Source organism: Candidatus Latescibacterota bacterium (assembly GCA_019038625.1).
In the GTDB taxonomy this organism is placed as follows: domain Bacteria; phylum Krumholzibacteriota; class Krumholzibacteriia; order Krumholzibacteriales; family Krumholzibacteriaceae; genus JAGLYV01.
The window spans coordinates 1-12,261 of record JAHOYU010000251.1; the positions used below are offsets into that span (position 1 = coordinate 1).

The following is a 12,261-nucleotide window of genomic DNA, read 5'->3' on the forward strand; positions in this document are numbered from 1 at the left end:
AAGCACGACATACGGCTGATCGACCTCAAATTTACCGATTTTCTCGGCAAATGGCACCACATGACAGTCCCCGCTTCGAACCTCGACAAAAAACTCGTGACCAAGGGGCTGGGCTTTGACGGCTCGAATTTCGCCGGGCTGAAAACGCTTGAACTGGGAGACCTGTCGCTGGTCCCCGACCTTTCTACTGGATTTATAGACCCGTTCAGCGAGATCCCGACAGTGTCCTTTATCTGCGATATCGTCGAGGCCGATTCGAAGAAGCCGTTCCCCAGGGATCCCCGCTTCATCGCGCAACAGGCAGCAGATTACATGAGGAAGACGGGCATCGCCGACCTTTCCCTCTGGAGCCCTGAATTCGAGTACTATATCTTCGATAAGGTACTCGTCGCGATGTCGCACATGAACTTCGGCTACGAGATCCATCCCTGCGAGGGTGAAGACGCAGGAACATTCGGACTGAAGACCGGTGGCGGATACCACGCCCTTCCACCTGAAGATGCTGTAGCAGGCATCAGGGACAGGACCGTAGTCCTTCTGGAAGAAGCGGGCATCCCGATCCACTATCATCATCACGAGGTGGGCGGGCACGGGCAGGTCGAGATCGAAGTAAAATTCGCTCCCCTGAAAAGGATGGGCGATATCGGGATGATGGTGAAATATTTCTCAAGGATGGCAGCGTACCAGGAAGGACTCATCGCCACCTACATGCCGAAGCCCCTGCATAACGAAGCAGGCAACGGGATGCATTTTCATCAACACCTGTTCAAAAACGGCAAACCGTTGTTCTTCAGCAAGTCAGGATACGCGGGACTGAGCAAAACAGCCCTTCAATATATCGCTGGCCTTCTCCACCACGCTCCGGCACTCATGGCCATCACCAACCCCAGCACCAACTCATACAAAAGGCTGGTACCGGGATTCGAAGCGCCGGTCAACAGCTTCTTCTCCCTGGGCAACAGGAGCGCCGCAATCAGGATACCGAAGTATGCCAGCTCACCCATGGCAAAACGGATGGAGTTCAGGCCGCCTGATGCTACATGTAATATATATCTGGCGATGGCCGCACAGTTGATGGCAGGTCTCGACGGGATAAAGAAAAAAATGGACCCGACGAAACTCGGATTCGGCCCATACGACGTAAATGTATTCGAAATGAGCAATAAGGAGCGCTCCAGGATCAAGTCTCTTCCCGGAAGTCTCAGCGAGGCGCTGGATGCATTGAAGAAGGACCACGACTTCCTGCTCGACGGCAACGTCTTCGACGAGACCATGATCGAAGACTGGATAGCCCTGAAGATGGAAAAGGATGTACTCCCTGTCAGGAACAGGACACATCCGCTGGAAGTGCAACTCTATCTGGATTGCTGATCCTGGTCAAATAGAAGGAGTGTTTTCTTGGTCGAACCTAGAAGAATGGAAGATCTGACGCTCGAGGATTACCAGGCTATCGGTATGAAGAGCGGTCTCGAGATACACCAGCAGCTGGACACAGAAAAGAAGCTGTTCTGCAGATGCCCCATCAAGCCTTACAGCGATGTATTCGATGCCGAGATCCTGCGCCACATGCGCCCGACCCTGTCGGAACTTGGCGAATACGACGGAACGGCGCTGATGGAGTTCAAGACCAGGAAAAACGTCATCTACCAGATCAACCAGCAGACCATCTGCACCTACGAGATGGACGACAATCCACCATTCGAACTAAACCAGCAGGCTCTCGACATTGCCCTGGAAGTCACGATGCTCCTCAATTGCAAACTGGTCTCTGAAGTTCATATAGCAAGAAAACAATACCTCGACGGATCGATACCGGCCGGCTTTCAGAGGACGACGATCCTCGGCGTCGACGGATCGATACCTTACGGAGACAGGGAAATAGGTATCATCCAGCTGGGGCTCGAGGAAGACGCGTGCCGCGAGGTAAGCGATACCGGACATACGCGGGTCTACAGGACCGACAGGCTGGGAATACCTCTGATAGAGACGGTGACCCTGCCTGAGATGAGGACACCACAGGAAGTGGCCGATGTAGCCCAGATCCTCCGTTACCTTGTCCGCTCCACAGGAAAGGTCAGAACCGGCTTAGGCGCTACGAGACAGGATGTAAATGTATCTGTCGCCAGGGGCCAGCGAGTGGAGATCAAGGGCGTCCCCAGGATTCCCGACATCCCGTTTCTCGTCCACAACGAGGCCTTCAGGCAGGTCGCCCTCATCGAGATCATGGACGAACTGAAAAAGAGAGGGATCGACCACGATTCTTTCGAGTATACCTCCATTGATGTCACAGATATCCTGAAAGATACGGAATATGCCCCCGCAGCCGAAGCGCTTCAGGAAAAACTTAAGATCACTGCTGTCGTCCTGAAGGGATACGAAGGCATCCTGAATACATGGACTCAGCCTGAGACGATATTCGCCCGTGAGATCTCCGACCGGGTAAGGGTCATAGCCTGCCTTGACAGGCTCCCCAATATCGCTCATTCAGATATGGAGGGCGAAACGTTCTCGAGTAAAGAGTGGGCCAGGATCAAAAAGCAATCGGGATGCGGGAAAAAAGATGTCGTGATACTCGTGTGGGGTGGAGGAGAAGATCTCGAAACGGCAGTAAAGGAAATCGCAATCAGGGCCAAAGATGCTCTTGACGGGGTCTGCGACGAGACAAGACAGGCCCTTCCAGACGGAACTACGGGGTTCGAAAGGATCCTTCCCGGCCCGAACAGGATGTACCCCGACACCGATCTACCACCTCTGGCTATCACCAAAGAACGGATCGACAGGATCAGAAACATACTTCCCGAAAAACCCTGGGAGAGGCGCAGCCGTTATGTGGGGATAATGGTCCATGAATTCCTGGCACAGAGAATGAGCATATCTCCATCAAAGACACTTTTCGACAGGCTGACAGAGCAGACAGATTTCGAACCGAACGCTCTCGCTTCCCTCCTGCTCGACAAGGTCAGACGAATGAACAAAAGAAACCTGATTCCCGGATATTCCGACGAGACACTTGAGACAATTGTCGTACTCGCAGATAAAAAGAAGCTTCCCGTAGAATCTCTCCCCTGTCTTGTCAGGAGGAGCTGCGGAGAAACAGCAATTCAGGCCTCGGAGGCTGTTGAGACTTTCGAGACTGTAGATGAAAAGACCCTTGCTTCGAGAATAAAAAAGTTCCTGGATTCCGGCGACCTCCCCGATATCGCTATGGAGAAGCTGGTCAGGTTTTCAGCTCGCGGTGTGATGGAAAAATTCTGCGGAATGGCTCCCGGTGCCAGAATAATGAAAATGATCGAAAAAGCTCTTTCCTGATCAGTCGAATCCTCTCTTCGTAACGTCATGCAACCGGAATTCACTGGTCGGTTCGAACTTCAATCCCTCGACCACCTTCCTGTAAGCCCCGATCTGGTTCGTATGAGCGATCAATATCCAGGGCAAGTCCTCGAAAAATAGACCTGAGGCGGCACGGTAGAGATCCCACTGCCTTTTCACTGAAACCGTCTGACGCGCCTGGATTATCATCGATTCGAACTCTTCGTTATCCCATTTCACAGCAAAGACAGGCTCGACATCACCCACTCCGAACAGGGCTGTAAAGAAATCGTCCGGATTCCTCGAGTCGATCACCCACCCTGATATCATGAAATCGAAATCCCGGTTGTCCATGTACTGCATATATTCCTGCATCGATTTCGCGGGCTGGTACTCTATCTTCAGTCCCGATCCCTTCAGGTATCCCGCTATAAGCCTTGCCTGTGCGGCAGGCTCGGGGCAATAGGGCCTCGGGAAGGGTAGCCCTATCATCCTGAATACCCTGTCGCTGTCCTTTAGATATCCCGCAATGACTTCTTTGGCCACCTTAGGCCTGTACTGTATCCTCGGAGGGCCATCATCCTTTCCACCTATCACCGGGGGCAGGACATCCCTGCAGCTGACAGCCTGATCGAAGTGAACGTCCCTGATGATCTTGTCCGTGTGTATAAGCATGTTGAGAGCCTTACGGAACTCGGCCGAATCGAGGGGTGGATTTTCAAGATTCAGGTACACAAAACTGACATTGACACCCTTCATCACCGAGGTCTCGATTGTGGGGTCGCGCTCGAATTCCTGCACGAGCGAAGGAGGCACGATATCCACTACATCTGTCTCCCCCGACTTCATCATCTTGAGAGCCGATTCCGCTGACACGGCACACTGGAAATGTACCCCATCGAGTTTCGGACGACCGCCCCAGTATTCATCGAATGCTTCCAGCTCTACGCTTTCGCCCTGCAACCATGACGAGACCCTGAAAGGACCCGTGCCCACGATAGTGCTGTCAGGCAGAAACTTTTCGACAGCAGAACTGACCTGAGATATATTCTTCGCGTATCCGGCTCTCTTTTCCCTGAAGACCATCCTCACCCTGTCAGCCCCCACAGCATCGATCTTTCCGGTGAAGTTCGGATCCCTCTTGAACGACTCTACCACATCGGTAGACGTCATGAGCGAGCCATCATGGAATCTCACTCCCGAACGAAGTGTAAAAATCCATGTCTTTCCACCATCCCTGATATCCCAACTGATAGCCAGGGCAGGTTCGATAGCAAGGTTCCTCTCTCCACCGTACCTGACCAGACATTCGAAAACAGTATTATGGATCACCGAAAGGGTCAGCGAATCCTTGACGAGTTTCGGATCCTGTGTCACGGGGTTTCCTGAAAGGGCGATATTTATCCAGTTCCCTTCCCGCCCCACAGCCTGGGTCGCCGTTAGCAGGATCATAATAATCAAAGTGATGACAAGCTTTGATATGCTATTTTTCACAGTAGTGTTTCCAATGGAAGCCAAGACATCCTCCCGGTTGTCGAACGTTCAAAAGATATGGTCCAACTCTAGGTATTGAATCGGCATTTCTATGAAAACCTTTAACTTTTCACTCTCTGTGAGATCCCATTTGCATAAAATTATTCGGGATGATCAAGGACAGCAGGCACAAAACGACATCTGCCTCTACGCGCTGTGATATTGAAAATATTCGAAAAGACTCTTTCCTGATCAATCGATCATTCTCTTCGTGACGTCATGCAGCCGGAATTCACTGGTCGGATCGAATTGCAATCCTTCGATGACTTTCCTGTGCGCCCCGATCTGGTTTGTATGAGCGATCAGTATCCATGGTAAGTCCTCGAAGAAAAGATCTGAAGCGGCGCGGTAGAGATCCCACTGTCTTTTCAGTGAGACTGTCTGACGTGCCTGGATGACAAGTGATTCGAACTCCTCGTTCTGCCAGTCCCCCAGAAAGGCCGGATCGACGTCTCCAACACCAAAAATAGCGGTAAAGAAATCGTCCGGGTTCCTCGAGTCGATCACCCATCCCGATATCAACAGATCAAAATCCTGCTCGTCCATATACCGCATATATTCTTCCATCGATTCCGCAGGCTGATACTCTATCTTCAGTCCCGCGCCCTTCAGGTATCCCGCTATAAGCCTCGCCTGGGCGGCAGGCTCGGGGCAATAGGGCCTTGGGAAGGGTAGCCCTATCATCCTGAATACCCTGTCGCTGTCCTTCAGATATCTCGCAATGACCTCCTTGGCAGCCTTGGGTCTGTACTCTATCCTCGGAGGGCCGTCGTCCTTTCCCCCGATCATCGGTGGCAGCACATCCCTGCAGATGACAGCCTGGTTGAAATGAACGTCCCTGATAATCTTTTCCGTGTGTATAGCCATGTTGAGAGCCTTACGGAACTCGGCCGAATCGAGCGGTGGGTTGTTGATATTCAGGTGCACGTAACTCACATTTACCCCCTTCATCACCGAGGTCTCGATCGCGGGGTCGTGCTCGAATTCCTGCACGAGTGATGGCGGCACGATATCCACTACATCTGTCTCTCCTGACTTCATCATGTCGAGAGCCGATTCCGCCGGCACGGCACACTGGAAATGTACTCCATCGAGTTTCGGACGACCACCCCAGTATTCGTCGAACGCCTCCAGATCGACACTCTCCTCCTGCAGCCATGAGACGATCCTGAAAGGACCCGTACCGACTATTGTACCGTCAGGTAGAAACTTTTCGATAGCGGAACCGACCTGGGTGATGTTCTTCACGAATCCAGATCTTTTCTCTTCAAAAACCATCCTCACCTTTTTATCCCCAACAGCCTCGATCTCTCCGGTGAAGATCGGATCCCTCCTGAACGAATCTACCACGTCGGCTGATGTCATGACTGAGCCATCATGAAATCTCACACCGGAACGGAGAGTGAATTCCCATATCTTCCCGCTGCTCTTTATGTCCCAGCTGACCGCCAGGGCAGGTTCGATAACAAGATTCATCTCCCCACCGTACCGGACCAGGCATTCAAACACCGTATTGTGGATCACGGAAAGGGTCAGTGAATCCTTGATAAGTTTCGGATCCTGTGTCATGGGGCTTCCTGAAAGGGCGATATTTATCCAGTTGCCTTCGCGCCCTTCGGCCTGGCCAGATGTCAAAAGAGTCATAACGAAAAAAACCATGACAATTTGTAATATTTTCATTTTTCCCAAAGTGATCCACATTGAACTCAATATATCCTCCCGGTCGTCGCGCGTTTAAAAGATATGGTCCGGCTCTTGAGATTGAATCGTCATTTCTATGAAAACCTTTAGCTTTTCACTTTCTATGAAATCCTATTTGCCTTATATTATTCCGGGTAATCAAGGACAGGAGGCGTAATACAACGCGGAGCTCCCGGTCCGCGTCGGGAATTGTCTTTTCCTGTCATCAGGCTGAGTCCGGAAACGAGGTGATCTGCGCTGTCATCGGATCTTTATAAGGGGTACAAGGGAGATGCGCTCTCCTGCCTCAAGGAAAACGGGGTGGGGGTCTGGAGCGACGTTCAGATCGAATCCACAAGGGGTAATTTCAACGGTATCATCCTTCCCCGCAGTGAGTCGGCGGACGAGGCCCATATCGTCCTGAAGATGCACACCGGTTATAACGTCGGGCTTGCCGTCGAAACGATAACCTCGATAGAGGAAAAAGGCCGCAAGGAAGCGCACTACAAGATCCCGGAGAAGGAATTCCCATTCGATCCGAAAAAGCCAAACGTAAAACTTCTCGGCACGGGAGGCACGATCGCGTCAAGGCTCGATTACCGGACCGGCGCTGTGATCCCCGCCTTCTCTCCCGGTGAGCTCTACGGTTCCGTACCCGAGCTGGCCGATATATGCAATCTCAATACGGAAAAACTTTACGGCGTATTCAGCGAGAATATGGGGCCCGATCAGTGGCGCGGCACAGCCGAAGCAATAGGAAAAGAGATAAAGAACGGTATATCCGGAGTGGTAATAGGTCATGGTACCGACACGATGCACCATACGGCTGCGATCCTCTCCTTCATGGTACAGGACTCTCCCGTTCCCATAGTGATGGTAGGCTCCCAGAGATCGAGCGACAGGCCATCGAGTGACGCGGCCATCAATCTTATCAACGCGACAAGTACAGCAGCACATAGCGATATCGCCGAGGTGATGGTCTGCATGTTCGGCCCGACCAGCGACCAGTACGGACTCCTGCACAGGGGAACGAGGGTGCGCAAGATGCACTCCTCCTATAGATCGACGTTCAGGACGATCGGGGACATCCCAATCGCCATGGTCGACAGGGAAAAGTTCACTCTGCTGAGAGAAGATTACAAACGCCGGAGAAATGACACGAAGGTGAAGATCAATACGGCATACGACGACCGTGTATCGATAGTATATTACTACCCGAGCATGAAACCCGACATCATCGAGTCCCTGATCGATAACGATTACAAGGGCATCGTGATTGCGGGGACGGGGCTCGGACACGTCAACAAACCTCTTTACCCCGCGCTGAAAAAAGCCTGCGACAAGGGCATCAATATATATATGACCGTTCAGACCCTATGGGGATATGTGCAGATGTACGTATATGATACCGGGCGGGATATAATGGACCTCGGAGTGATCCCCACCGCCAACATGCTGCCCGAGGTGGCGTATGTGAAACTGGGATGGGCTCTCGGACAGAGCCAAGACCGCGAAGAAGTGAAAAAGATAATGCTCACTCCGATCGCGGGAGAGATCACGGAGAGAGAGCCGCATAACGGCTATCTCATCTACCAGGGCGGGATCCCCGAAGTCGAGAAATTTATCAGCCAGTACATGAAATAGGGCGATTCCCGCTGCCACCGGTTTGCGTTTACGATTTCGTCAGGACGACTGGTGAAAAATAATGATCCCGTAAATCTCACGACTGCCAGGGTGATATCAGACACCTTCTTTGTGTCAGCCGCAAGGATAGGTATGACTATCCTCAAGCCGATCCGGGGGATACTCCTGGGAAGGATACTCGGCCCCGCACTGTACGGCTTACTCATCATACCTGTACCCTATGTACAGATTTTCACATTACTCTCCAATATCGGATTCAATACTGCCGTGATCAGGCTGATCCCCGGCTATCGCCAGAAGGGAGACCCCGAGAGCGCGAGGATGATCTACAGGTCCGCCGGACTTCTCACCCTCGGCCTGAGTCTGGTCTGGTCGGTTCTTCTGTTCGCACTGGCCAGCTGGATCGCCATCGACATCTCTCACAGGCCGGACGCGGTAGCGCCGATCAGAATATACGCACTGATCATACCCTTTCTCGCCATCAACGCCTTCTATGCGGTCGCATTCCTGTCGATGCAGAGAGGCCGGCTGAGAGCCGGACTTTCTGTCGTCTACGGGATGGTCAACCTGCTTCTGCCGATCTGTGCCATTCTCTGGAGAGAGAGCGTCACGCTTGTGCTCGGTGCCTTCCTGGCAGCCGAGGTCATCGGCGCGATACTCTATGCGGTGTTCTTCCACAGGAATGTTCTGAAAGACCTTGCCACAAATACCGGTGACGCGGTCAAACAGGCAGTATCCATGGCAAGAGGCACAAAAGAGGTATTCGGCTTCGGATTCCTCTTCTTCTTTGCCAACCTCGGGTGGAACCTCATTAACTCAGTGGACAGGATCATGGTCAAGTTCTACCTTCCGGCAGAGGAGCTGGCTTTTTATGGAATGGCTGCCCTGATAATAACAGCGCTCACTATAGTCTCCTCGACAGCCGGCACGGCGTTGATCCCCTCATTGACCGCCGCATTGAGCAAGGGCGACAAGGGGTTGTTCAGAAAACAGATATGGAATACGACGAGGCTGGGACTGATGGTACTCATACCTGCCGCGTCGATCCTGTTCACCCTTTCCACCGACATCTACGAGATAGTCCTTCCACGTTTTATCTCTTCAGCCGGACCTTTGAGGATCCTGGTATTTGTCGGATTCATCGATATCCTCTGCAGGACGGCCTGGGCATCGCTCGTAGCCTATGGAAAAGGTGGAAAAGCCGCGATCGCCTATATATTCGCAGCCAGCCTGAACATCGTCCTCAATATATCCCTCATTCCCAGGCTTGGGATAGAAGGTGCGGCTCTCGCCACTCTCAGCAGCTTCGTCGCTCTTGCGATCGTCCTCCAGGTAATGATGACCACGGTTTCAGGGGTCAAGTCACGAATCACCGATATCCTGCACCCATTATTGATCTCCCTCATCTTTCCCGCTCTCGGTTATGCCCTGGCTGAAACGGGAAGCTGGATCCGTGTTATTGTGATCTCTCTGGCTGGTATTACCATTTTCCTTGTCATAGCGTTAGTTACAAGACTTATCAGGAGCGAGGACCTGGACCGTTTGTCCGATATCCTCGAGAAAAGACCGGATGGCTCACTGAAAAAAACCGTATACTCACTTCTCGATATTCTGCGAAAGTTCACCAGATAAACCGTAAACAATTGTTTACATACATGTAACAATTTGTTTACTTTCTAACTCGCTAAAAATAAGTGTGTTACGTCTATACACCTAATTATGTAACCATTTGTTTACACTACCTAATTCCCTGCTGATGTGAAATTCACCCTCCTGAAAATAAATCATTTTTTATCTGCTTTATTTATAAACGGTTACAGGGCTCAAGGAATCATAAGGAACAATGAGGAATTCTGGCACACCACCTGCTATGACTATACACCGTAAGGTTGATAAATAAACGATGAGGAACTTAAAGGAATTCGGAAAGAATTCAGCGAAAGGAGCCGATATGTTGTTCTTCTCAAACATCGCGCTGATAATTGCCCTGATGATTGCTGGCAAAAGTGTCTGGGGCAAAAGTGTTTGGTAGAGGCTAGGGATTCCAAACGCGCTTGAGGGCGGGGAGCAAATGCTTCCCGTCTTTTTTTTGTCTTTTGCCGATGCATTTGCCTCCAGCCTACGAAGAGATTATATTCGCTGAGACAGGTAATGCAAGACCCCGAGACAGAAGGAAATAATGGCAAGCCCAAAGATACTTATCAGAGAACTCAGAGCAGAATTCCTCACTGCCAGCGTCATTCCCATCCTGGTGGCCGTAGCGATCGCCAGGTACGAGACAGGAAGCTGGAGTCCAGGCCTCTTTATCCTCACCATAGCCGGCGCTGTCCTTCTGCATCTAGGCACAAACACTGCAAACGACTACTTCGATCATCTGAGCGGCGCCGACGAGGCCAATGTAGATTACGCCAGGCCGTTTACCGGAGGTACAAGACTCATACAGGATGGATTGCTGAGTCCGCGAGAGGTCCTTACCCTGTCAATCACTCTTTTCGCCGGAGCACTGATAGTCGGGATATTCCTTATCATCGCTCGTGGATGGTTCATCCTCGCGCTGGGCCTGATCGGGCTCTTTCTGGGATATTTCTATACAGCTCCACCTGTCAAGCTCGCCCATCGCGGACTGGGTGAGATTGCGGTAGGGATCGGTTACGGCCTGATCCCTGTCGGCGCCTATTTCGTACAGACGGGCCACGTCAGCCTGCCGATAATCATCGCGGCCATCCCGATGGCTCTGCTCGTCACCGGAATCATAGTGATCAACGAATTCCAGGATTATCGCGGCGACATGTCAGCCGGCAAGAGGACTCTGGTGGTAAGGCTGGGAAGAAAAAAATCGGTCGTGCTGTTCGCGTCGATAATGATCGCTGCCTACATACCGGTGATCGCCGGAGTGTCTATGGACCTGATACCACGATTGACACTGATAAGCCTTCTTTCGATAATCCTCGCCGCGAAAGCTATAATAACGGCTTCAAAACGCTTCGACGACCCGGCCGGCCTGGTCCCGGCTAACGGCGCGACGATCCTGAGCCACGCCCTTACCGGACTGCTTCTGGCCACGGCCTGGCTTCTGTCGGGTTGATGGTCAGCTCTGTTGCTTTTTATTGAGCTTGAGATTCTTATAGGTACGGTTGATGCCCTCGATCACCTCGTCTTCGGAATCGACCACATGAAGAAAATCCATATCTTCCGGAGAGATCATCCCGTCAGCCAGCATCCTTTCCTTGGCCCAATCGACCAGTCCGCGCCAGTAGTCGTGCCCTACGAGTATAAGAGATCCTCAAACTGGACAGTATGTTAAGGGTTAAAAGTACTGTTTCGGAAAGGGGAATAAATGGGCAGGCGGAAATTTACGAAAGAGTTTAAAGCGAAGGTAGCTCTGGAAGCGCTAAAGGGACACAAGACGATAAACGAGCTGGCGCAGGAGTTTGAAGTACATCCGAACCAGATCACGGTGTGGAAGAAGAAACTGCTGGAAGTAGCTCCTGATGTATTCGTCAGGAAGAAAGATCAGGAAGTCGAAAAGGCAAAAGAAAAACGAGACCGGCTCTACAAGAAGGTCTGGCAGCTTCAGATCGAAGTCGACTGGCTAATAAAAAAGACGGGACATCTCGACTAACGGTATCACAGAAGCGAGAGATGATAGACAGGGAAGACAAGAGCTTTAGTGTTGGCCGACAATGCGAACTTCTCGGCCTTGCAAGATCGAGTTATTACCGGGCACCTGTGGCCGAGTCGGAAGAGAACCTGATGTATATGAGAATGTTAGGTGAGGAATATACCAGGCATCCATTTCTGGGGAGCCGGGGAATGCGTTATTATCTGCGGCGACTGGATTGCGCGGTAAACAGGAAGCGTATGCAACGATTGATGCGTGTAATGGAACTGTTATCTATCGCACCACAGAAGAGAACAAGTATTCCTGCACCAGAACATAAGATATACCCGTATCTGCTGCGCAAGCTGGCCATAAATCGTCCTGATCATGTCTGGGGTAGTGACATCACGTATGTTCGCCTGAAGCTCCTTTATCCTGGCTATACCGTCCCCCTTTGGAACTGGACAGATGATATGCTAATATCGAAGTTCAGT

General features: G+C 51.6%; 10 protein-coding genes. 7 read left to right on the forward strand and 3 right to left on the reverse strand.

Annotated elements, in window-relative coordinates; translation table 11 throughout:
• On the forward strand, nucleotides 1-1,371 hold a 1,371-nt coding region (glnA, locus tag KOO63_16030), incomplete at its 5' end, for a type I glutamate--ammonia ligase (protein MBU8923325.1).
• 27 nt (nucleotides 1,372-1,398) lie between these two features.
• Nucleotides 1,399-3,309, forward strand: coding sequence for a Glu-tRNA(Gln) amidotransferase subunit GatE (gene gatE, locus KOO63_16035; protein MBU8923326.1), 1,911 nt, complete (start codon nucleotides 1,399-1,401; stop codon nucleotides 3,307-3,309).
• Here the strand turns inward: gatE and KOO63_16040 are convergent, their stop codons facing one another.
• Nucleotides 3,310-4,827, reverse strand: coding sequence for a hypothetical protein (locus KOO63_16040; protein MBU8923327.1), 1,518 nt, complete (start codon nucleotides 4,825-4,827; stop codon nucleotides 3,310-3,312).
• A 207-nt stretch (nucleotides 4,828-5,034) separates the two neighbouring features.
• Complete coding sequence (locus KOO63_16045; protein ID MBU8923328.1) at nucleotides 5,035-6,522, reverse strand: hypothetical protein; 1,488 nt, start codon at nucleotides 6,520-6,522, stop codon at nucleotides 5,035-5,037.
• A gap of 321 nt (nucleotides 6,523-6,843) precedes the next feature.
• On the opposite strand from KOO63_16045, the gene gatD reads away from it, so the two are divergent.
• The 3 genes from gatD to menA all read left to right on the forward strand — a co-directional run bounded on the left by gatD (nucleotide 6,844) and on the right by menA (nucleotide 11,251).
• Nucleotides 6,844-8,166 (forward strand): Glu-tRNA(Gln) amidotransferase subunit GatD, encoded by a 1,323-nt coding sequence (gene gatD / locus KOO63_16050; GenBank protein MBU8923329.1) that lies wholly within the window; start codon nucleotides 6,844-6,846, stop codon nucleotides 8,164-8,166.
• Between the two features lie 51 nt (nucleotides 8,167-8,217).
• Nucleotides 8,218-9,798: a flippase gene (locus tag KOO63_16055; GenBank protein MBU8923330.1), complete on the forward strand. Its 1,581-nt coding sequence runs from the start codon at nucleotides 8,218-8,220 to the stop codon at nucleotides 9,796-9,798.
• 547 nt (nucleotides 9,799-10,345) lie between these two features.
• Nucleotides 10,346-11,251, forward strand: coding sequence for a 1,4-dihydroxy-2-naphthoate octaprenyltransferase (gene menA / locus KOO63_16060; protein MBU8923331.1), 906 nt, complete (start codon nucleotides 10,346-10,348; stop codon nucleotides 11,249-11,251).
• A gap of 3 nt (nucleotides 11,252-11,254) precedes the next feature.
• On the opposite strand, the gene KOO63_16065 is transcribed toward menA, so the two are convergent.
• Nucleotides 11,255-11,440 carry an LOG family protein gene (locus KOO63_16065; protein ID MBU8923332.1) on the reverse strand — a complete coding sequence of 62 codons (186 nt, stop codon included), beginning with the start codon at nucleotides 11,438-11,440 and terminating at the stop codon, nucleotides 11,255-11,257.
• A gap of 63 nt (nucleotides 11,441-11,503) precedes the next feature.
• Here KOO63_16065 and KOO63_16070 point away from each other — a divergent pair, with 63 nt between their 5' ends.
• Together KOO63_16070 and KOO63_16075 are read left to right on the forward strand one after the other, a co-directional pair.
• Nucleotides 11,504-11,788, forward strand: coding sequence for a transposase (locus KOO63_16070; GenBank protein MBU8923333.1), 285 nt, complete (start codon nucleotides 11,504-11,506; stop codon nucleotides 11,786-11,788).
• A gap of 20 nt (nucleotides 11,789-11,808) precedes the next feature.
• On the forward strand, nucleotides 11,809-12,261 hold a 453-nt coding region (locus KOO63_16075; GenBank protein ID MBU8923334.1), incomplete at its 3' end, for an IS3 family transposase.

What these genes read in the sequence shown, in the direction of transcription:
- KOO63_16045 (MBU8923328.1), bottom strand. Translation starts at nt 6,522, where the DNA reads ATGAAAATATTACAAATTGTCATGGTTTTTTTCGTTATGACTCTTTTG.
- menA (MBU8923331.1), top strand. Translation starts at nt 10,346, where the DNA reads ATGGCAAGCCCAAAGATACTTATCAGAGAACTCAGAGCAGAATTCCTC.
- KOO63_16070 (MBU8923333.1), top strand. Translation starts at nt 11,504, where the DNA reads ATGGGCAGGCGGAAATTTACGAAAGAGTTTAAAGCGAAGGTAGCTCTG.